The 20,589-nt window shown below is 76.4% G+C and carries 17 protein-coding genes and 1 tRNA gene; 13 read left to right on the forward strand and 5 right to left on the reverse strand.

Translation table 11 applies throughout. The features are described 5' to 3' along the window. Window positions 1-148: 148 nt before the first annotated feature. Complete coding sequence (locus IEV86_RS16005; protein ID WP_188484753.1) at window positions 149-544, reverse strand: FmdB family zinc ribbon protein; 396 nt, start codon at window positions 542-544, stop codon at window positions 149-151. A 128-nt stretch (window positions 545-672) separates the two neighbouring features. On the opposite strand from IEV86_RS16005, the gene IEV86_RS16010 reads away from it, so the two are divergent. Next, entirely contained in the window at window positions 673-3,279 is a 2,607-nt protein-coding gene (locus tag IEV86_RS16010) for a penicillin acylase family protein (protein WP_043609929.1), read from the forward strand. Here IEV86_RS16010 and IEV86_RS16015 read toward each other — a convergent pair. Next, window positions 3,257-3,904 (reverse strand): 5-formyltetrahydrofolate cyclo-ligase, encoded by a 648-nt coding sequence (locus tag IEV86_RS16015; RefSeq protein WP_043609930.1) that lies wholly within the window; start codon window positions 3,902-3,904, stop codon window positions 3,257-3,259. The two genes, IEV86_RS16010 and IEV86_RS16015, sit on opposite strands and share 23 nt — an antisense overlap. Window positions 3,905-3,980: 76 nt before the next feature. Between IEV86_RS16015 and IEV86_RS16020 the strand changes: the two genes are divergently transcribed. From IEV86_RS16020 to IEV86_RS16040, 5 genes are all read left to right on the forward strand, one after another. Then, a complete protein-coding gene (locus IEV86_RS16020; RefSeq protein WP_188484754.1) occupies window positions 3,981-5,210 on the forward strand; it encodes a molybdopterin molybdotransferase MoeA in 1,230 nt (409 codons plus the stop codon). 2 nt (window positions 5,211-5,212) lie between these two features. Further along, window positions 5,213-5,818 (forward strand): GNAT family N-acetyltransferase, encoded by a 606-nt coding sequence (locus tag IEV86_RS16025; protein ID WP_043610515.1) that lies wholly within the window; start codon window positions 5,213-5,215, stop codon window positions 5,816-5,818. Between the two features lie 87 nt (window positions 5,819-5,905). Further along, on the forward strand, window positions 5,906-7,039 hold the full coding sequence (locus IEV86_RS16030) for a hypothetical protein (protein ID WP_188484755.1): 1,134 nt from the start codon (window positions 5,906-5,908) through the stop codon (window positions 7,037-7,039). Between the two features lie 57 nt (window positions 7,040-7,096). Next, window positions 7,097-7,169, forward strand: a tRNA-Ala gene (locus IEV86_RS16035). A 215-nt stretch (window positions 7,170-7,384) separates the two neighbouring features. Continuing rightward, window positions 7,385-8,692: a glycoside hydrolase family 20 zincin-like fold domain-containing protein gene (locus IEV86_RS16040; protein WP_043605568.1), complete on the forward strand. Its 1,308-nt coding sequence runs from the start codon at window positions 7,385-7,387 to the stop codon at window positions 8,690-8,692. Window positions 8,693-8,750: 58 nt separating this feature from the next. On the opposite strand, the gene IEV86_RS16045 is transcribed toward IEV86_RS16040, so the two are convergent. Beyond that, window positions 8,751-10,475: a dolichyl-phosphate-mannose--protein mannosyltransferase gene (locus IEV86_RS16045; RefSeq protein WP_052426127.1), complete on the reverse strand. Its 1,725-nt coding sequence runs from the start codon at window positions 10,473-10,475 to the stop codon at window positions 8,751-8,753. Between the two features lie 37 nt (window positions 10,476-10,512). Here IEV86_RS16045 and rsmI point away from each other — a divergent pair, with 37 nt between their 5' ends. Further along, window positions 10,513-11,355 (forward strand): 16S rRNA (cytidine(1402)-2'-O)-methyltransferase, encoded by an 843-nt coding sequence (rsmI, locus tag IEV86_RS16050; RefSeq protein WP_052426128.1) that lies wholly within the window; start codon window positions 10,513-10,515, stop codon window positions 11,353-11,355. Between the two features lie 3 nt (window positions 11,356-11,358). On the opposite strand, the gene IEV86_RS16055 is transcribed toward rsmI, so the two are convergent. Then, window positions 11,359-11,949, reverse strand: a complete 591-nt coding sequence (locus IEV86_RS16055) for an isochorismatase family protein (protein WP_043605571.1) — start codon at window positions 11,947-11,949, stop codon at window positions 11,359-11,361. Window positions 11,950-12,059: 110 nt separating this feature from the next. On the opposite strand from IEV86_RS16055, the gene IEV86_RS16060 reads away from it, so the two are divergent. Beyond that, window positions 12,060-13,280 carry a PQQ-dependent sugar dehydrogenase gene (locus tag IEV86_RS16060; RefSeq protein WP_043605573.1) on the forward strand — a complete coding sequence of 407 codons (1,221 nt, stop codon included), beginning with the start codon at window positions 12,060-12,062 and terminating at the stop codon, window positions 13,278-13,280. Window positions 13,281-13,287: 7 nt separating this feature from the next. Here the strand turns inward: IEV86_RS16060 and IEV86_RS16065 are convergent, their stop codons facing one another. Further along, on the reverse strand, window positions 13,288-13,728 hold the full coding sequence (locus tag IEV86_RS16065; protein ID WP_043605575.1) for a protein-tyrosine phosphatase family protein: 441 nt from the start codon (window positions 13,726-13,728) through the stop codon (window positions 13,288-13,290). A 108-nt stretch (window positions 13,729-13,836) separates the two neighbouring features. On the opposite strand from IEV86_RS16065, the gene metG reads away from it, so the two are divergent. The 5 genes from metG to rsmA all read left to right on the forward strand — a co-directional run bounded on the left by metG (window position 13,837) and on the right by rsmA (window position 20,548). Beyond that, window positions 13,837-15,642 carry a methionine--tRNA ligase gene (gene metG / locus IEV86_RS16070; RefSeq protein WP_043605577.1) on the forward strand — a complete coding sequence of 602 codons (1,806 nt, stop codon included), beginning with the start codon at window positions 13,837-13,839 and terminating at the stop codon, window positions 15,640-15,642. 1 nt (window position 15,643) lies between these two features. Next, entirely contained in the window at window positions 15,644-16,564 is a 921-nt protein-coding gene (locus IEV86_RS16075) for a TatD family hydrolase (RefSeq protein ID WP_043605579.1), read from the forward strand. 154 nt (window positions 16,565-16,718) lie between these two features. After that, window positions 16,719-17,903 (forward strand): resuscitation-promoting factor, encoded by a 1,185-nt coding sequence (locus IEV86_RS16080; RefSeq protein WP_229734698.1) that lies wholly within the window; start codon window positions 16,719-16,721, stop codon window positions 17,901-17,903. A 327-nt stretch (window positions 17,904-18,230) separates the two neighbouring features. Beyond that, window positions 18,231-19,550, forward strand: coding sequence for a resuscitation-promoting factor (locus IEV86_RS16085; RefSeq protein ID WP_081978668.1), 1,320 nt, complete (start codon window positions 18,231-18,233; stop codon window positions 19,548-19,550). Window positions 19,551-19,678: 128 nt separating this feature from the next. Then, window positions 19,679-20,548 carry a 16S rRNA (adenine(1518)-N(6)/adenine(1519)-N(6))-dimethyltransferase RsmA gene (gene rsmA, locus IEV86_RS16090; protein ID WP_043605581.1) on the forward strand — a complete coding sequence of 290 codons (870 nt, stop codon included), beginning with the start codon at window positions 19,679-19,681 and terminating at the stop codon, window positions 20,546-20,548. The last annotated feature ends 41 nt before the right edge of the window (window positions 20,549-20,589 follow it).

Below are 20,589 nucleotides of genomic sequence, written 5' to 3' on the forward strand. Positions count from 1 at the left end.
AGGCACGATCGTCCCGCCGGTGACACCGCGTGCCGCCGAGCCTGTGGACGACGGTGCTGCGGCTCCCGGTTCTGGAGACCGGGTGCTCGAGACCGGGGTGCTGGAGACAGGGGTGCCGGCGACCGGGAGGCGGTGGACCGTGGTCGGGTCAGCCCGCGGCGGCGGCGCTGCCCGACGAGCCACCCGACGACGAGCCCGAGCCCGACGACGAGCCCGAGCCCGACGACGAGCCCGAGCCCGACGACGAGCCCGAGCCGGACGCCCCGGAGCCGCCGGACGAGCCGCTGCCCGAGCCGCTGCCCGAGCCCGAGCCCGACGAGCCTGAGCCCGAGCCCGACGGCACGGACGCCGTCGTCGACGACGAGCCCCCGCGCGAGTCGGTGCGGTAGAAGCCCGAGCCCTTGAAGACCACGCCGACCGAGCCGAAGAGCTTGCGCAGGCGGCCCTGGCACCGCGGGCACTCGGTGAGCGCGTCGTCGGTGAAGGACTGCTGGGCGTCGAAGCGGTGGTCGCACGCGGTGCAGGCGTAGCTGTAGGTGGGCAACGGGTCCTCCCGGGTCGTCAGTCCTGGGCGGGGCGCGTGACCTCGCGCGCGAGGCTGGCACTCGTCCCCACCGAGTGCCAATGGTAGGGGGACCGTGCGGTCGCGCGCACCACGGGTAGCCTCGCCACGTGCACCGTCGTCGTCCCCTGCGCTCAGCCCTCGTCGGCGTCGCCGCCGTCCTCGTGGTCCTTCTCGTCGCCGCCGTGGCGCTCGTCGGCACGGTCGTCCGGCGTCCGCTGCCCGACCACGGCGGGACCGCGACGCTCGACGGGCTCGAGGGTGAGGTGACCGTCCTGCGCGACGCGCGGGGCGTCCCCCAGCTGTACGCCGACACGGCCGAGGACCTGTTCCGGGCGCAGGGCTACGTGCACGCGCAGGACCGGTTCTTCGAGATGGACCTGCGCCGGCACACGACCGCGGGCCGGCTCGCCGAGCTCGTCGGCGGGGACGAGGCCGCGATCGAGGCCGACGCGGTCATCCGCACGTTCGGCTGGCGCGACGTCGCCGAGCAGGAGTGGGAGCTGCTCGACCCGCAGGCACGCGCCTGGCTCCAGGCCTACGCCGACGGCGTCAACGCGTACGTCCACGGCCGCGCCGTCGAGTCGCTGGGCGTCGAGTACACGCTGCTCGGCCTCCGCGTCGACGTCCCGGCGCCCGAGCCGTGGGACCCGGTGGACTCGCTGGCCTGGCTCAAGGCCATGGCGTGGGACCTGCGCGGGAACTACGACGAGGAGCTCGGACGCGCCGTCGTGCACGCGACCGTCCGCGACGTCGCGCGCGTCGAGGAGCTGTTCCCCCGCTTCCCGGACCGCGAGCGCGCCCCGATCCTCGGCGGCGTCCCCGAGCCCGCCTCGGCCGCCGTCGCACCGGCCCTTCCAGGCACGGGACCCGACGACGCGTCCGGTGCGGGCGCCGCACACCTGCTGGGTGAGGACCTCGAGGACGCGCTCGAGCGCACCCGGGTGGCGCTCGAGGCGGTCCCGCACCTGCTCGGCGAGGGCGAGGGCATCGGCTCCAACTCGTGGGTCGTCTCGGGCGAGCACACCGCATCGGGCCTCCCGGTCCTCGCCAACGACCCGCACCTGTCGATCTCCGCGCCGGGCATCTTCACCCAGGTGGGGCTGCACTGCCGCAGCGTCGGGCCCGAGTGCCCGTTCGACGTGGCCGGCTACTCGTTCGCCGGGTTCCCGGGCGTCGTCATCGGCCACAACGCCGACCTCGCGTGGGGGCTGACGAACCTCGGCGCCGACGTCACCGACTTCTTCCTCGAGCGCACCGACGCCGAGGAGGGCACCTACGAGCGCGACGGCGAGCAGCTGCCGCTGCGCGTCCGGACGGAGGTCATCGAGGTCAACGGCGGTGAGCCGGTCGAGATCGAGGTGCGCTCGACCGAGCACGGTCCCATCGTCTCCGACGTCCTCGACGTGGGTGGCGTCCGCTCGACCCCGACGGCCCAGGGCGCGCGCCGGTCGACCACCGAGGTGTCGCTCGCGTGGACCGCGCTCGAGCCGGGCCGGACGGCCGAGGCGGTGTTCGCGCTCAACACGGCGGCGACGCCCGAGGACGTCGCCGCGGCCGCCGCGCTGTTCGAGGTGCCGTCGCAGAACATCGTCTTCGCGACGACGGACGGACGGATCGGCTACCAGGCGCCGGGGCGGATCCCGCTGCGCGCCCGCGTCCCCGAGTCGCCGGTGCCGACCGACGGCACGTGGCCCCGCCCGGGCTGGGACTCGCGGTACGACTGGCAGGGCTGGGTGCCGGCCGCCGAGATGCCCGCCGTCGTCGACCCGGCCGAGGGCTTCCTCGTGGCGGCCAACCAGGCCGTCACGCCCGCGGGAGCGGGCCCGTTCCTCGCGCACGACTGGGACATGGGCTATCGCTCGCAGCGCATCCGGACCCTGCTGCAGGAGGCGATCGCGGCCGGCGAGCCGATCGACGTCGCCGCGACGCAGCGCATGCAGACGGACGACTGGAGCCCGTACGCCGAGGCGCTCGTCCCGTCGCTGCTCGCCGCCCCGGTCGGCGACGACTTCACGCGCGAGGGCGTCGAGCTGCTCGCGGAGTGGGAGTACGACCAGGAGCCGGACTCACCCGCTGCCGCGTACTTCGCCGCCGTCTGGGCGACGCTGCTCGAGCTGACCTTCTGGGACGACCTGCCCGAGTCGCAGTGGCCGAGCGGGGACAGCCGGTGGCTCGCCGTCGTCGAGGGTCTGCTCGAGGCGCCGTCGAGCCCGTGGTGGGACGACCGCCGCACCGTCAACGTGGTCGAGAGCCGCGACGAGATCCTGGCCCGCAGCCTCGAGACCGCACGCCTGGAGCTGACCGTCGAGCTCGGCAAGGACGCGGACGACTGGTCGTGGGGGAGGCTGCACACCGCGGCCCCCGAGCACCTGATCGGCGGCGAGAGCGCACCGGCGCTGGTGCGGAGGCTCGTGAACCCGGCGCCCCTGGGCGTGCCGGGCGGCTCGTCGATCGTGAACGCGACCGGCTGGGACGCCGCGTCGGGCAGCTTCGCGGTCACCACGGGTCCCGCGATGCGCATGGTCGTGGACCTCGGGGACCTCGACGCCTCGACCTGGGTCAACCAGACGGGCAGCTCGGCCCACCCGGGGAGCGTGCACTACACCGACCAGTTCCGGGCCTGGGCCGAGGGCGAGTACTTCCCGTGGCCGTTCACGCGCGCGGCCGTCGAGGAGGCCGCGACGCGCGAGCTCACGCTCCGGCCGTTGTCCTGAGGCGCTGCCAGCCGGAGGGCGTCGCGACGAGCGGCACCGTGACGTCGTGCGGCTCCTGCGGCAGCGGCCGCTCGTCGGCGTCGTAGAGCTCCTCCGCGAAGACCATCGCGACCAGGGGCGCCTCGGGGTCGGCGTGCGCGAGGACACGGTCGTACCACCCGCCGCCCTGACCGAGCCGTGCCCCGCGCGTGTCGACCGCGAGCGCGGGGACGACGACGGCCTGCGCCTGCGCGACGGCCTCCCCGCCGAGCGTGGGACCCGACGGCTCGGGCGGGCGTCCGGGGGCGCGGACCTGGAGGTCCTCGGTGCTCGTGTACCAGGCCCAGTCGCGCTGGAGACCCGCGCCGAGCACCGGGAGCAGCACCCGCACGCCACGTTGCGTGAGGCGCTCGACGAGGGGCACGGTTCCCGGCTCGGTGGGCCGCGAGACGTAGCACGCGACGACGTCGACGTTGCGCAGCTGGGGCATGTCGCCCACCACCTGGGCGAGGTTCTGCGCGGCGTGCAGCAGGGCCCGCGGCGAGCGCTTCTCGCGCTCGGCCCGGATCGCCCTGCGGAGCTGGTCCTTCGCCTCCGCGGGGCCCAGCCCGTGGGCCGACGGGAACGGCTGGACGATTTTGCTCATGGTCACATCATGGCAAAGGAACGGTCGAGCGCGCGGTACCGACAGGCGCCCGGCACGCTGCCATGATGGGCGTCCTATGAGATCCGTCCACGACCAGCTCGCCGCCGTGCTCGCGGCGGCGCGCCCCGTCGCACCCCTGGACGTCGTGCTCGGCGACTGCGTCGGGTGCGTGCTCGCCGAGACCGTCTCCGCGCCGTCCGACGTCCCGTCGGCGGACGTCGCGACGTGCGACGGCTACGCGGTGCGCACGGTCGACGTGGGGCTCGCGCCCGAGGCCCCGGCCGGTGGCGACGCGCCCGCCGACGCCGTCCTGCCGGTCGTCGAGGACGCCCCCGTGACGGCGGCGGCACCCGTGCGCCTCGTCGCGGGATCCGCCGTCCACGTCGCGTCCGGCGCCCCGCTCCCGCACGGCGCCGACGCCGTGGTCCCGCTCGAGCGCACCGACCGGGGGCGTGCGCGCGTCGTCGTCCGCGGCGGTGCGCGGCCCGGTGAGCACGTGCGCCGCGCCGGGCACGACGTCGCCGCGGGGCAGGTCCTGCTCGAGGAGGGCACCCGGCTCGGCGCGCGGCACCTCTCGGTCGCGGCGACCGCGGGGCGAGCCCGGCTGCGCGTGCACCCCCGCCCGCGCGTCGTCGTCGTCACGGTGGGCGACGAGCTCGTCGAGCCCGGGCGCCGGCGCGACGACGGCGGCGTGCACGACGCCGTCGGCAACGCGCTCGCGGCGGGCGTGGCCGAGGCGGGTGCGACCGCCGTGCGGGTCGGCCCCGTCGGCGACGACCGCGCGGCGCTGCGCGAGGTCATCGAGGACCAGCTCGTGCGTGCCGACCTGCTGCTCATCGCGGGTGGCCTGAGCACGGGCCCGTGGGACACCGTGACCGACGTGCTCGCGCCCCTCGGCACGGTGCGCTTCGACCACGTCGCGATGGTCCCGGGGGACCGCCAGGGCTTCGGCACGGTCGACGACGTGCCCGTGCTCGCGCTCCCCGGCAGGCCGGTCGCGGCGCTCGTCTCGTTCGAGGTGTTCGTCCGGCCCGCGCTGCGGGCCATGGCCGGCCACGCGGACCTCTTCCGCCCGTCGGTGCGCGCCGCGGTCACGCACCCGTGGCGCTCGCCCGCCGGCCTGCGGCAGTTCGTGCCCGCGACGGTCGCCGGCTCGCCGCTCGACGGGTACACGGTGACCCCGCTGGGGCGCGACGACGTCGCGCTGTCCGACGTCGCCCGCGCGAACGCGCTCGCAGTGGTCGGCGAGGACACGACGGTCGTGCGCGCGGGGGACACCCTCGCGTGCCTCGTGCTGGGGGACTGACGATGGCAGCGGGCTGGCCCGTGGTCCTGCGCGACGGCGAGGTCGTGCTGCGGCCCCTGCGGCGGTCGGACGGGCGCGCGTGGCTCGGGCTGCGCGTCCGCAACGCGGCGTGGCTCGAGCGCTGGGAGGCCACGTCGCCCGAGCCGGTGCCGGGGGCGCCGCCGACGTTCGGCCAGTTCGTGCGCGCGCTCGGCCAGCAGGCGAGGGCCGGCTCGGCACTGCCGTTCGCCGTCGAGTACCGCGGCGACCTCGTGGGGCAGCTCACCGTCGCGACGATCGTGCGCGGCTCGTTGTGCTCGGCGAGCATCGGGTACTGGGTCAGCGAGCACGTCGCGGGTCGGGGCATCACCCCGACCGCCGTCGCGCTCGCCGTCGACCACTGCTTCGGGCCGGTGGGCCTGCACCGTGTCGAGGTCAACATCCGGCCCGAGAACCATGCGAGCCTGCGCGTGGTCGAGAAGCTCGGTCTGCGCGACGAGGGTCTGCGCGAGCGCTACCTGCACATCCAGGGCGAGTGGTGCGATCACCGGACGTTCGCCGTCACGGCCGAGGAGGTCCCCGACGGCCTGCTCGCGCGGTACCGCGCGGCTCGCGACGCGAGCGCCTGACCCGCCGGGCGGGGCCCGGTCCGACCCGACGCCGACACGCCGTCCGGGCTGCGAGGACGCGGTGGTGGCCTCCCCTACCGTCGTTGCGTGAACCATGCGGGCGCCGTCCTCCTCGCGGTGGCGGCCCTCTGGATCGCGTACCTCGTGCCGCACCGGCTGCGCTTCCGGCAGCAGCTGCTCGAGTCACGCGCCGACGACCGCTTCTCCGAGGGGTTGCGGGTGCTCCGCGTGGCACGGCCCGCCCGGGCCGACGCGAGGCGAACCGAGCAGTCCACCCCGCGGGTGCTCCTGCACCCGCGACGAGCAGGAGGAGGCGGTCCCATGGACCGGCCGCACGGAGCCACGGACCGCGTCGTCGCCGACGCCGCGCGCCGGGTCGCCGCGGAGCGCGCGCACCGCGTCGCCCATCTCGCCCGCCGCCGTGCCGCGGCACGCCGTCGGGGGCTGCTCACCGCGGCCCTCCTCGTCGTCGCGGTCGTCACGTGGGTCGTCGTCGGTGTCGCGAGCGCCCCGGTGCTCGTGGCGGCCGCGCCCACGGCGGCGCTCGCCGGCGTCCTGCTGCTCGGCCGCCGCGCCGCCGTGCAGGCCGCGGCCGCCGACGCGGCGTGGGCCGAGGGTGCCGCGACCCGGGCCTCGCTGCCGTCCGTGACGGCCGGTGCGCGCACCGTCGGCCGGGCGGTCCGGCCGAGCGACGCCCAGACCGAGGTCATCCGCCGCGTCCCGTCGCGGCCCGCCTCGCGCAGCGACGCGCGCCTCGCCGACGAGCGCTCACGGCCCGCCGGGCGGACCGCGCCGCGGCCCGCCGCGGCCCATCCGACGGGACGCGACGCGCACGCGCCGGCCGCTCCCGACCGCGCGCCGTCGGCCACGCCGTCGGGCGCACCCTCGGTCCCTGAGCCCTCGGCGCCCTCGGCGCCCTCGGTGCGCGCCGCGTCGGCGACGACCGAGGCCGCGACGCCCGCCCCGGCGGGCGAGGCCGTCGCGCCGTCGCCGGCGACCTGGTCGCCCGTCCCGGTCCCGCGACCCGCGTACACGCTCAAGCCCTCCGCGCCCCGCCGCGAGCCCGCACCGCTGCCCGAGCCGACGCCGGCGACGGCAGAGCCCGCAGCGGCCCCGGCAGCAGCGACCGAGGACGTCGCGCCCGTGACGCGCGCCGACGCCGCGCCGGTCGCGCTCGACCTCGACGCGATCCTCGCCCGGAGGCGCGCCGCGGGGGAGTGAGCGGTCGTCCGGAGTGCAGGAGCACTCCGGACGGGTGCTACTCTTGTGCCCGCTCGAGGGGCTGTGGCGCAGTTGGTAGCGCGTCTCGTTCGCAATGAGAAGGTCAGGGGTTCGAATCCCCTCAGCTCCACCGAAGGACGGCCGGTCTGCATCCGCAGACCGGCCGTTCGCGTTCCCGCACCGTTCGTGGCGCCGCACCCTCCGCCTCCGCACTGCGCCGGACCGCGCTGCCGGACCGGGCTGCCGGACCGGGCTGCCGGACCGGGGCGGCGTCCCAGCACGTGGGAGCGCTGTTTCGGGGCTACGCTCTGGCCGACCCGAGCCGCGCGCACAGACCGGAGACCCGTGGATCCGCTCGGTGCACTCCCCGCACCCTTCGCCGTGACGCAGCACGCCGGCCGTGGCTTCGCCCTCGGCGCCGACGTCGAGGTCACCGTCGACGACGACCCCGCGGCCGTCGGCGTCGCCGTGCTCCTCGCCGAGCACCTCGGTCGCGTGACCGGGACGCCGGTCGCCGTGCGGCAGGACGGGGCCCGCACCGGCACGATCTGCCTGCGCCTCGTGGCCGCCGACCGGCTCGCGCTGCCGGGCCGGGCGGACGCGGCGTCGACCGCGGAGGCGTACCGCCTGGCCGTGGGCGCGACGTCGGTCGAGGTGCTCGCCGCGGGGCCCGCCGGTCTGGGTCACGCCGTGTCGACGCTCGTCCAGGCCGTCGAGCGTCGCCTGCCGGGGCCCGTCGTCCTGCCCGCCGTGACGGTCGTCGACCACCCGCGGCTCGCGCACCGCGGCGTCGTCGTCGACGCGGTCCGGGACGGGCTGGGACCCGACCGGCTCAAGTCCGTCGTCCAGGTGGCGGCGGGTCTCAAGCTCGACGTCGTCCGCGTCCGGCTCGCCGACGCGGGGACGTGGCTGCTGGAGGTCCCCGGCCGGCCCGGGCTCGCCGTGGCGGGAACGCCCTGGACCCAGGAGGCGTGGCGCGACCTCCTCGCCTACGCGGCCGCGCGCTGCGTCCAGGTCGTCCCCGAGCTCGACGTCGCCGACCACGCCGGGTGGGCCGGGCCCGACGCGCTCGGCGCCGTCGCGACCCAGATGCGCGGGGGCCACGTGCACGTCGGCGGCGCGCTCGCGCCCGGCGCGGACCCCGATGTCACGCGGGCGCTCGTCGGGATGGCCGCCGACGAGGTCGTCGCCGCCGGGGCGACCGTGATGGTCCACGAGGACGCCGCCGCCGCGCTCGCGGACGGGCGCGCCCCGGGGCACGTCGTCGAGGTGCATGCACGGCCCTCCGACGCGGCGGGTGGCCGCACCAGCCGGTTCGACCCCGACGCGCGCCTCGTGCTGGTGCTCGACGCGCCCCGCGCCACATCGCCCACCGACCCCTCGCTGCGCGGTCTCGTGGCGCACGACCTCCTGGCGGGGTCCGCGTGGCCGGATCGTGTCGGGCCGTCGGACGTGGCGTCGGGACGCGTCGTCGGCGCGGAGCTGGCGCTCGACGCGCGTGCCGTCGACGGCGGCCTGTCCTACGGGAGCCTCGCGGGCCTCGCCGCGGCGGCCGAGGCGTTCTGGTCCGTCCCGGGCGGGGCGGTCGACTCGTTCCCCGACCGGCTCGCGGCCGAGGTCGAGCGCTGGGCGGCCGCGGCACCCCTGGGCTGACCGGCCGCTCGCGGCACGTCGGACCGGTCGACCGCTCGGGACCGCCGGACCGGAGCCGTCAGACCCAGCCCGGCAGCCACATGTGCAGCTGCCAGAACCGGAACGGCACGACCTGGCCGGTCCACAGCGGCAGGAACCACGCCGAGACGCCCAGCACGACGACGAGCAGGCCCACGACCACCGCCCGGCGCACCAGCGGAGGGTCGGCGTCAGCGTGGGTGACGTGGGCAGTACGGGCACCGAGGGGACCGTCGGCGGGACCGCGGGCGCGCGTCGCCTCGCGCGCCACGTGCACGAGGCACAGCACGAGCCACGGGAGCACCACGACGGCGTAGAACGTGAAGATCGTGCGGTGCGCGTAGGCGAACCACGGCAGCCACCCCGCGGCGATGCCGGCCAGGGCCGCCAGGGCGACCTCGTCGCGCCGTCGCACGACCCACCAGGCGCACACCAGGACGGCGGCCGCGGCGAGCCACCACAGGACGGGGTTGCCGAGCGACGTCACGGTCTGCGAGCAGCGGTCGGCCGCGCACCACTGCTGCGCAGGCTCGGGCGACTCGTAGAAGAACGTCGTCGGGCGGAGCTGGAGGAGCCAGCCCGCCGGGTGCGCCGCGTAGGGGTGCTCCGCGGTGAGGCCCGTGTGGAAGCCCCACATGTCCTGGTGGTACTTCCACAGCGAGCGCAGGCCCTCCGGGAGCCACGTGACGCCCTCGCCCGGGTGGTCGCCGGCCCAGGTCCGGCCGTAGCCACCGGTCGTGCGCAGCCAGCCCGTCCACGACGCGACGTAGACGACCGCGGCGAGGCCCACGAGGGACGCGAAGGCCACGGGCGCGTCGCGCACCAGCGCGCCGGCCCACCACGACCGCACGCCCGCGCGGCGGCGCGCGAGCGCGTCCCAGCCGACCGAGAGCAGCCCGAGCGCGGCGACGAAGAACAGGGCAGACCACTTCGTGCCGACCGCGAGCCCCAGGAGCAGGCCCGCGACCAGGCGCCACGGCCGCACGCCGAGGCCCGGCCCGAGCGTCGTCGGCGCGCGCGGTGGCCCCGTGCGTCGCGCGAGGAGCGCGGCCGCGGCGTCCCGGTCGGCGACGAGCGCCGCGAAGGCGCCGAGCAGCAGCGTCATGAGGAGCCCGTCGAGGAGCGCGGTCCGCGAGTGCGCGATCGCCGAGCCGTCGACGGCGAGCAGGAGCGCGGCCGCGGCACCCGCCCACGTCGACCGCAGCAGCCGCCGCCCGACGCGCACCAGGACGAGCACCGCGACGACGCCCGCGACCGCGGTCGCGAGCCGCCACCCGATGGGCGTCCCGGCGCCGACGAGCCGCATGCCTGCGCCGATGAGGAGCTTCCCGACCGGCGGGTGGACGACGTAGCTGCCGCGCTCGTCGAAGCCGTCGACGTCGCCGGCCTCGAACGCCGCGTCCGCGCCGTCGGGCCACTCGCCCTCGTACCCGAGCGAGACGAGGGACCACGCGTCCTTGACGTAGTACGTCTCGTCGAAGACGAGGACACCGGGGCGGTCCAGGCCCGGGAGCCGCAGGGCGGCGGCGAGCGCGCCGACCAGCGCGGTGAGGGGCAGCGCGAGGCGACGGTCGGCGGCGCTGCCGTGCGGGGGGACGAGGCTCGCGAGCCACGTGGTCGCCGGCCCGGCCACCGCGTGGCGCGGGGAGGGGGCGACCTCGGCCGTCTCCGTCGACCCGGCGGGCGCGCCCTGCGGAGCGTGGCCGGCGCTCGCGGCCTCCTGCACGGGATCGAGCGGGGAGGTGTGCTCCCCGGTGCTCGCCACGCCGTCATCGTAGGTCGGCCCGCGTAGCCTGACGCGCATGACAGGTCGGGTCGTCCTCGCCGCCACCCCGATCGGCGACCCCGAGGACGCGTCGCCCCGCCTGCGTCGCCTCCTCGAGGAGGCCGACGTCGTCGCGGCCGAGGACACGCGGCGCCTGTCGGGCCTCGTGCAGCGGCTCGGCGTGCGCACGACCGGCCGGGTCGTGAGCCACCACGAGCACAACGAGGCCGCGCGCGTCGACGAGCTCCTCGACGTCGTCCGGGGTGGCGGGACGGTGCTGGTCGTGTCCGACGCGGGCATGCCGACGGTCTCGGACCCGGGCTTCACGCTCGTGCGGGCCGCCGTCGCCGCGGGCCTGCCGGTGACCGCCGCGCCCGGGCCGAGCGCGGTGCTCACCGCGCTCGCGGTGTCCGGGCTGCCGACAGACCGGTTCTGCTTCGAGGGGTTCCTGCCGCGCAAGGCGGGCGACCGCCGGCGCGCGCTCGAGGCGCTCGCCCGCGAGGAGCGCACGACGGTGTACTTCGAGGCGCCCCACCGGCTCGCCGAAACCCTCGCGGCGATGGCCGAGGTGCTCGGTGCGGACCGACCGGCCGCGGTCTGCCGCGAGCTCACCAAGACGTACGAGGAGGTCGTCCGCGCGCCGCTCGCCGAGCTCGCCGCGTGGGCGGCCGATCGCGAGGTCCGCGGCGAGGTGTGCGTCGTCGTCGGCGGGGCGCCGTCCGCGGGCCCGCGCGACGTGGCCGCGCTCGCGCCGGAGGTGCTCGCGCGCGCCGACGCGGGGGAGCGGCTCAAGGACGTCGTGGCCGACGTCGCGGCCGCGACGGGTGTCTCACGGCGCGAGCTGTACGCCGCGGCGCTCGACGCCCGCGCCGGCGGCTGACGCTCAGATCTCGCTGGACAGGACGACCTGCGCGCCCGCGGCCGTCATCGCGTCGCGCGCCGCGGCGCCGGACTCCACCGTGACGGGCACCGTGAGGTCCCTCAGCACGCGGGTCCGCAGGCCGGCCCGGATCGCGTCGAGGGCGGTCGCGCGCACGCAGTGCGACTCGGCGATCCCCACGACGTCGACGTCGGTGATGCCGGCGTCGTGCAGGAGGCTCGCGAGGTCGCGGCCCGACGCGTCGACGCCCTCGAAGCCCGAGTAGGCCGCGGCGTACGCGCCCTTCTTCACGCTCACGTCGGGCGCGAGGTCCGCGAGCGCGGGGTGGAGCTCGGCCTCGGGCGTCCCCGCGACGCCGTGCGGCGGCCACGTGTCCACGTAGTCGGGCTCGGTGCTGAAGTGGTCGCCCGGGTCGACGTGCCAGTCCTGCGTCGTCACCACGAGCGCGTAGTCGTCGCGTCGCGCCGCGGCGAACGCCGCGATCGCGTGCGCCACCGCGTCACCGCCCTCCACGGCGAGCGCGCCGCCCTCGCAGAAGGTGGGCTGCACGTCGACGACGACGAGGGCGCGGCGCTCGGGTCGGGTGTCGCTCATGGTCCCAGCGTAGGCACCGCGCACGACGTCGTGGCGGTCGCCGCGTGCGCACCGCGGTGTCCGGTGCGAGGGTGCTGGGGGTGCGGGTGGCGCCCGCGGCGAGGAGGAGCATGGCCGAGCGGATGCGGCGACGGCCCGGGTCGTGGGCCTGCTGCGCCGTGCTCGCCGCCGGGGCGAGCCTCGTCGGCTGCACGAGCCCCGAGGCCGGACGGACCCCGCAGGTCGTGACGCCGTCCGGGAGCGCCACCCCGTCGAGCCCCACCCCGTCGAGCCCCACCCCGTCCGGCGAGCCCACCCCCTCCGAGGAACCGACCCCGCCCGGCGTCCCGGGTCCCGCGCTGCCGGAGGCGACCGCCGAGCCGCAGGACGTGCTGACGGGCCTGGCGGCGCCGTGGGACCTGGCCTTCCTTCCGGGCGGCGCCGTCGTCGTCACGCAGCGCGACGCGGCCCAGGTCCTCCTCCTCACGGCCGACGGCGTCCGCACGCTCACCGGGCCCGGCGCGGACGAGCTGGTGGCGACCACGGCGACGCGCGGCGAGGGCGGCCTGCTGGGGGTCGCCGTCCCGCCGGACGACGCGGCGACGCTCCTGCTGTACCGGACGACACAGGGCGGGAACGAGGTCGTGCGGACGGCCCTGGACGCCGCCGCGGGGACGCTCGGGCCGCTCGCGCCCGTGCTCACGGGCATCCCGGCCGCCTCGAACCACGACGGCGGCCGGATCGCGTTCGGTCCCGACGGGATGCTGTACGTCGCGACCGGCGACGCGAGCGTCCCCGGGGCCGCCCAGGACCCCACGTCGCTCGCCGGCAAGATCCTGCGGGTCACGGCCGACGGCCGGCCCGCCCCCGGCAACCCGACGCCCGACAGCCCGGTCTGGAGCCTGGGTCACCGGAACGTCCAGGGTCTCGGGTGGGACGACGACGAGCGGCTCGTCGCGAGCGAGTTCGGCCAGAACCGGCTCGACGAGCTCAACGTCGTGGTGCCGGGCGCGAACCACGGCTGGCCCGAGGTCGAGGGGGCAGGCGGTGCGCCGACGTTCGCGGACCCCGTGGTGACGTGGACGACGGACGAGGCGTCGCCGAGCGGCCTCGCCGTGACCACCGGCTCGGTGTACGTCGCGGCGCTGCGCGGCGAGCGCCTGTGGGCGGTCCCGTGGGCCGACGGCGCGCCCGCGGGGGACCCGGTCGCCCACCTCGTGGGCGCGTTGGGCCGGCTCCGGCACGTCGCCGTGGGGCCGGACGGCGCGCTGTGGGTCCTGACGAACAACACCGACGGGCGCGGCGACCCGCGTTCGGGGGACGACCGGCTCGTGCGCCTGCTGCCGCCGTGAGCCGCCGTCAGGGGGCGAAGCGCTCGACGTAGCGGCGCTGGAGCAGCGTCTCCACGGCTCGCGGGTGGTAGTGCGCGCGCACCCAGGCGACCGCCGTGTCCGGCGGGACACCGTCCAGGACCGCGAGGCACGCGAGCGCCGTGCCCGTGCGCCCCCGGCCGCCCTGGCACGCGACCTCGACCCGCTCGCCGTCGGCGCGCCGCCACGTTTCGACGAGCGCGGCGTGCGCGTCCGGGCGGTCGGCCGGCGGCCGGAAGTCGGGCCAGCGGACCCAGCGCGACGGCCAGGCCGGTGCGGCGGACCCGACGGGCTCGCGAGCGAGCAGGTAGAGGCCGAACTGCGGGTCGGGCCCGGGGGGCGTGGGCCTGCGCAGACCTCGACCGCGCACGAGCCGGCCGCTCGGGAGCACGAGCACGCCCGCCCCGGTCCCGTCCCACGCGGTGTCCACGCGTCATGCTAGGCACGCCCGGTCGGCACCGGCAGCGCCGGGGTCCTCCGGCCGGCCGGGACGTCCGCCGGTCGGCGGGGACCCGCCCGCTCACTAGGATCGGGGCCCATGGCCCACATCCTCTCGGCGGTCGCGTGGCCGTACGCCAACGGCCCCCGCCACATCGGACACGTCGCCGGCTTCGGCGTCCCCTCGGACGTCTTCAGCCGGTACATGCGGATGGCGGGCCACGACGTCCTCATGGTCTCGGGCTCCGACGAGCACGGGACCCCCATCCTCATCGCGGCCGACGAGGCCGGTGTCACGCCGCAGGAGCTCGCGGACCGCAACCACCGCCTCATCGTCGAGGACTTCGTCGCGCTCGGCCTCGCCTATGACCTGTACACCCGGACGACGACGCGCAACCACCACGCCGTCGTGCAGGAGCTCTTCCGCGGGGTGCACGCCAACGGCTACGTCGTCGAGCAGACGACGATGGGCGCGATCTCGCCGTCGACGGGGCGCACGCTGCCCGACCGCTACATCGAGGGCACGTGCCCCATCTGCGGTGCCGAGGGTGCGCGCGGCGACCAGTGCGACACCTGCGGAAACCAGCTCGACCCGCAGGACCTGATCGACCCGCGCTCGAAGATCAACGGCGAGACCCCGCAGTTCATCGAGACGCAGCACTTCCTGCTCGACCTGCCGGCGCTCGCGCAGGCGCTCAGCGGGTGGCTCGACGAGCGCGAGGCGACGGGACTGTGGCGACCGAACGTCATCCGGTTCAGCCAGAACATCCTCGAGGAGATCCGCCCGCGCGCGATCACGCGCGACATCGACTGGGGCATCGCGATCCCGCTCGAGGGCTGGCGCGAGAACCCGAGCAAGAAGCTGTACGTGTGGTTCGACGCGGTCGTCGGCTACCTGTCCGCGTCGATCGAGTGGGCGCGGCGCATCGGGGACCCCGAGCGGTGGCGCGACTGGTGGAACGACCCCGAGGCGCTGTCGTACTACTTCATGGGGAAGGACAACATCACCTTCCACTCGCAGATCTGGCCCGCGGAGCTGCTCGCGTACGCCGGGCGCGGGGACAAGGGCGGCGAGCCCGGGACCTACGGTGAGCTCAACCTCCCGACCGAGGTCGTCTCGTCGGAGTTCCTCACGATGGAGGGACGCAAGTTCTCGTCCTCCAAGAAGGTCGTCATCTACGTGCGCGACATGCTCGCGCGCTACCAGGCGGACGCGTTCCGGTTCTTCGTGGCGTCCGCCGGCCCGGAGAACCAGGACTCGGACTTCACGTGGTCCGAGTTCGTGCGCCGCACCAACGACGAGCTGGTCGCGGGCTGGGGCAACCTCGTCAACCGGACCGCGAGCCTCGTGCACAAGAACTTCGGCGAGATCCCGCCCCTCGGGGAGCTCGAGCCCGCGGACGCCGCACTGCTCGAGCGCGTCGAGGGCACCTTCGACGTGGTCGGCGGGCTCATCGCCCGCAACCGCATGCGCCAGGCGGTCGGCGAGGCGATGCGCGCGGTCTCCGACGTCAACCGCTACGTGTCCGACACCGAGCCGTGGAAGCTCAAGGGCGAGGACGAGCGCGAGCGCCTCGGCACGGTGCTGCACGTGACGGCCCAGTGCGTCGCCGACCTCAACGTCGTGCTGTCCCCGTTCCTGCCGTCCTCGGCGAACGCGGTCGACGTCGCGCTCGGTGGTGCCGGCGACGTCCAGCCCATGCCGCGGATCGAGGAGGTCGAGGACCTCGACGGCGGCGCGCCGTACCCGATCATCACGGGCGAGTACTCGGACGCGACCCCGTGGCGTCGTCGTCCGCTCGTGCCGGGGACTCCCGTGGGCAAGCCCGTTCCCGTCTTCACCAAGCTCGACGCAGCGGTCGTCGAGGAGGAGCTCGCCCGGCTCGAGGGCGCCGGGGAGGGCTGACGTGGCCCGTCCGCGCGACCGCTCGTGGCCGCCGGCCCCCGAGCCGCTGCCGCACCCCCTCGTCGACGACCACACGCACCTCGACCACGCGGCGCCTGAGGCGGGCGGGTTCGACGGCGGGCCCGAGCCGCCGACCCTCGTCGAGCAGCTCGAGCGTGCCGCGTCCGTCGGCGTGACGCGCATGGTGCAGATCGGGTGCGACCTGCCCGCGGCGCGCTGGACGGACCGCGTGGTCCGCGAGCACCCGCAGCTCCTCGGCGGGGTCGCGCTGCACCCCAACGAGGTGCCCCTGCACGCGGGCGTGCGCGAGGTCGCGCCCGACGGGCTCGAGCCCGCCCCGCGGGAGCACCACGCCGTCGCGCTCGACGAGGCGATGGCCGAGGTCGCGGCGATCGCGGCGGGCAACGACCGGATCCGCGTGGTGGGGGAGACCGGCCTGGACTTCTTCCGTGCGGGCGACGAGGGGCGCCGGGTGCAGCGCGAGGCGTTCCGAGCGCACGTCGCGCTCGCGAAGGAGCTGGGCCTCGCGCTGCAGATCCACGACCGCGACGCGCACGACGACGTGCTCGCGGTGCTGCGCTCGGACGGGGCGCCCGAGCGCACGGTGTTCCACTGCTTCTCGGGCGACGCCGCGCTCGCGCGCGAGTGCGTCGCGGCCGGCTGGTACCTCTCGTTCGCGGGGACCGTGACGTTCGGCGGGTCGCGCGCGCTGCGCGAGGCGCTGCACGAGGTGCCGCTCGACCGGCTCCTGCTCGAGACCGATGCGCCGTACCTGACGCCGCACCCGTACCGCGGACGGCCCAACGCCCCGTACCTCGCGGCCGCGACGGCCCGCGCGGTGGCCGCCGAGCTCGACGTGGACCTCGCCGACCTGTGCGCGACGGTCTCGCGCACGGCCGAGGAGCTCTACGGGCCGTGGTGACGACGCGACACGCCGCGGCCCGCGGGTGAAACCGGGACCTGCCGACTACCCGTCGTCGTTGCAGTTCCGTTACCGTCGTCGGGGCCCCCGGGTGCCGACGCGTGCCGCGTCGCCGCCCAGGACGCCCCTCCTGCCCCCGACGGACGGACCCACCGTGCACCTGGCCTCGGCGCTCGCCCGCGCACCGCGCTGGTCCGACCGTGGCCGCCCCGTCGCACAGCTGGCCGTGCTGTCCCTCGTCGTCGGGGCGACGACCGCGTTCGCGGGTCTGCACAAGACCGTGACCGTCGAGGTCGACGGCGAGGCGACGACGGTGACGACGTTCGGGCGCACCGTCGGCGACGTGCTCGTCGCCGAGGGCGTCGAGGTGGGCGAGCACGACCTCGTGGTGCCCGCGCCGGGTGCGCTGGTCGCGGACGAGGGCGAGGTCGTCGTGCGGCGCGCCCGCGAGGTCGTCGTCGAGGTCGACGGTGAGGAGCGGACCGTCTGGACCACGGCCGAGACCGTCGGTGACGTGGTCGCGGAGCTGGGCCTGCGCGGCGAGATGCGGACGTCGGCGTCCCGCTCCGCGGCGCTCGGCCGGGCGCCCGTCGCGGTCGCGACGCCCAAGACCGTCCACGTGGCCGTGGACGGCACGACCACCGAGGTGCGCACCTCGGCGCTGACCGTCGCGGACGCGTTGCGGGAGGCCGGTGTCGTCCTCGGCGCCCACGACCGGGTCTCGGTGCCGCTCGACGCCACCGCGGTCGACGGGCTCGTCGTGGCGGTGGACCGCGTGGTGACCGAGGTGCGTTCGGAGCGCACGACCCAGCCGTTCGAGACGGTGCGCGAGGAGGACCCCCAGCTGCTCGTGGGCGCGGAGGTCGTGCGCAGCGCGGGCGTCGAGGGCGAGCGCATGGTGACGTACCGCGCGCACCTCGTCGACGGCGTCGAGGTCGGGCGCACGGCCCTGCTGGAGACGACGCTGCGCGAGCCCGTCCCTCAGGTCGTGCGGGTCGGGACGATGGTCGCGCCGCCGCCGTCCGCGGCCGTGGACCCAGGGACCGCGCGCGCGATCGCGCTCGAGATGGTCCTGGCCCGCGGGTGGGGCGAGGACCAGTTCTCGTGCCTGGACTCGCTGTGGATGAAGGAGAGCGGCTGGCGCGTCACCGCCGAGAACCCGTCGAGCGGGGCGTACGGCATCCCGCAGGCCCTCCCGGGCACGAAGATGGCGACCGCGGGCGCCGACTGGCGCACGAGCGCCGCGACGCAGATCACCTGGGGCCTGGGGTACATCTCGGCGCGCTACGGCACGCCGTGCGCCGCGTGGGCGCACTCGCAGGCACGCAACTGGTACTGACGCGTCGCGTCCCGTCCGTCCCGTCCCGTCCGTGTGACGTCCGCCACGACCCTTGGCTAGTGGTCACGAATGGGTTACGGTCGCATGTCGCTCCACCAGATGTGGGCCCCCGTGCGCTAATGCGCACCACATCCGGTGACGCGTCCGCCGACGGCGGGACACGGAGCGACGGCCGGCCCCCGGGCCGGTGCTGACGGCCGGATCAGGGACCGGACCCGGCGACGCCCGCCCCCGTGGCGGACGACGCCGAGCCGGGGTGGTGACCCGCAGCGCGGATCGCCCGCCTCGCCGCTCCCTGTGCCCGGGTAGGACGACGTCTGGAACCCCGTGACCTTCCCCTCCCTCGGCCGCGACCCGCGGCAGCAGACCACCCAGCAGACCTTCGAGCCCGTCTCGCGGCCCGACCCCTCGGGCGCGGGCCCCGCTGAGCCCTCAGCGCCCGCAGCGCCGGCAGCGCCTGACGTGCCCGCGGCCACCACGCCCCGCACCGCGCGCGCCCGCCGCCCCCTCCTCGTCGGAGGCCTGGCCGCGGCCCTCCTCCTGACCGGCGGCACCGTCGCGGTCGCCACCGCGCACAAGACCGTCACGCTCGACGTCGACGGCGCCACCACGCAGGTGTCGACCTTCGCGGGCAGCGTGGAGGGCGTCCTCGCCGAGCACGACCTCGAGCTCGGCCCGCGCGACGTCGTCGCCCCCGCGCCGGATGAGGCGCTGGCCAGCGGTGACGAGGTCGTGGTGCGCCGCGCGCGCCAGGTGGTCGCGCTCGTCGACGGCCAGGAGGACCACGTCTGGACGACCGCGCTGAGCGCCGACGAGGCCCTCGTGGCCCTCGCGAGCCGCGGGCAGGACGTCCGGCTCGTGGCCTCGCGCTCGGGCTCGCGCGCCGAGATCCCTGTCCAGCTCGACCTCGAGGGTCCCGTGGACGTCGTCGTCGACGGTCGGACCGAGCAGGTCGAGGACGGCTCCGCGGGCGTCGACGACGTCCTCGACGGCCTCGGCATCACGCTCGGCGACCTCGACCGCGTGTCGGTGCACCGCGCGACCGCCGACGGCGGGACGCGCGTGACCGTGACGGTCCAGCGCGTCGTGGCGCAGGAGCAGCCGACGGTCACCGAGATCCCGTTCGAGAGCACGAACGAGGAGACCGACGAGCTCTACGTCGGCCAGCGTCGCACCGCCGTCGAGGGTGTCGCCGGGGAGCGGACCGTCGTCCACCGCGTGATCCTCGTCGACGGCCAGGAGGAGTCGCGCGTGCAGCTCAGCGACACCGTGACGCGTGCCCCGGTCACCGAGGTGGTCCGGACCGGGACCAAGGAGCGGCCCAAGCCGGTGCCCGCCCCCGCGCCGCGCGCGTCCACGTCGTCCGGGTCGTCGTCCTCGCCTGCGCCCGTCGCGTCGACCGTCGGCGGTGACGTGTGGGCCGCGCTCGCGCAGTGCGAGTCCGGCGGCAACCCGACGATCGTCTCGAGCAACGGCCTCTACCACGGGCTGTACCAGTTCTCGGTCGGCACGTGGCAGTCGGTCGGCGGCTCGGGGCTCCCGTCCCAGGCGTCGCCGGACGAGCAGACCATGCGCGCGCAGATGCTCCAGGCCCGCTCGGGCTGGGGCCAGTGGCCCGCCTGCTCGCGCAAGCTCGGCCTGCGCTGACCGCTCACCCGGGCGCGTTCCCGGGCGAGCAGGACCGATCCACCCGCCGCCGCGGTCCCTCCGGGGGCCGCGGCGGTCGGCACGGGTCGGCACGGGTCGGCATCGTGGCGGCGGTTAGGCTCGCCCCCATGACAGACGCCCTCCTCGGTCCGGCCCAGGTCCGGGACCTCGCGGGGCGTCTCGGCATCCGCCCGACCAAGACGTGGGGGCAGAACTTCGTCGTCGACGCCGGGACGGTGCGCAAGATCGTCCGGACCGCGCGCGTCGAGCCCGGTGAGCGCGTGGTCGAGGTCGGGCCCGGGCTCGGCTCGCTGACCCTGGGGCTCCTCGAGGTCGGCGCGCACGTCGTCGCCGTCGAGATCGACCCCGCGCTCGCGCGGCAGCTGCCGTCGACCGTGGCCGAGCGGCTGCCCGAGGCGGCGGACCGGCTCGAGGTCATCGGCGCCGACGCCCTCACGGTCACCGAGCTCCCCGGCCCGCCCCCGACCGCGCTGGTCGCCAACCTCCCGTACAACGTCGCGGTGCCGGTCCTGCTGTCGTTCCTCGAGCGCTTCGACTCGCTCGAGCGCGTGCTCGTCATGGTCCAGGCGGAGGTCGCCGACCGGCTCGCGGCACCGCCCGGCTCGCGGACCTACGGGATCCCGTCCGCCAAGGCCGCCTGGTACGCCCATGCGCACCGCGCGGGCTCGATCGGCCGTGCCGTGTTCTGGCCCGTCCCGCGGGTCGACTCGGCGCTCGTCGCGCTCGAGCGGCGCGACCCGCCGACGACGACGGTGACCCGCGAGGAGGTGTTCCGCGTGGTCGACACCGCGTTCGCGCAGCGGCGCAAGACGCTCCGGTCGGCGCTCGCGGGGCTCGCCGGCTCGGGCGACGCGGCCGAGGCCGCGCTGCGGGCCGCCGGCGTCGACCCGAGCACGCGCGGTGAGCGCCTCGACGTCGTCGCGTTCGCCCGGGTGGCCGAGGCCCTCGCCGCGACGCGCGAGGCCGCGGGCGCGTGACGGCCCCGTCGAGGCGGCGGCGCGGTCGTGGCAGGGTTGAG

It is taken from the genome of Cellulomonas carbonis (assembly GCF_014636275.1).
In the GTDB taxonomy this organism is placed as follows: domain Bacteria; phylum Actinomycetota; class Actinomycetes; order Actinomycetales; family Cellulomonadaceae; genus Actinotalea; species Actinotalea carbonis.

What these genes read in the sequence shown, in the direction of transcription:
- IEV86_RS16015 (WP_043609930.1), bottom strand. Translation starts at nt 3,904, where the DNA reads ATGAGCAAAATCGTCCAGCCGTTCCCGTCGGCCCACGGGCTGGGCCCC.
- IEV86_RS16020 (WP_188484754.1), top strand. Translation starts at nt 3,981, where the DNA reads ATGAGATCCGTCCACGACCAGCTCGCCGCCGTGCTCGCGGCGGCGCGC.
- IEV86_RS16025 (WP_043610515.1), top strand. Translation starts at nt 5,213, where the DNA reads ATGGCAGCGGGCTGGCCCGTGGTCCTGCGCGACGGCGAGGTCGTGCTG.
- rsmI (WP_052426128.1), top strand. Translation starts at nt 10,513, where the DNA reads ATGACAGGTCGGGTCGTCCTCGCCGCCACCCCGATCGGCGACCCCGAG.
- IEV86_RS16055 (WP_043605571.1), bottom strand. Translation starts at nt 11,949, where the DNA reads ATGAGCGACACCCGACCCGAGCGCCGCGCCCTCGTCGTCGTCGACGTG.
- IEV86_RS16060 (WP_043605573.1), top strand. Translation starts at nt 12,060, where the DNA reads ATGGCCGAGCGGATGCGGCGACGGCCCGGGTCGTGGGCCTGCTGCGCC.
- metG (WP_043605577.1), top strand. Translation starts at nt 13,837, where the DNA reads ATGGCCCACATCCTCTCGGCGGTCGCGTGGCCGTACGCCAACGGCCCC.
- rsmA (WP_043605581.1), top strand. Translation starts at nt 19,679, where the DNA reads ATGACAGACGCCCTCCTCGGTCCGGCCCAGGTCCGGGACCTCGCGGGG.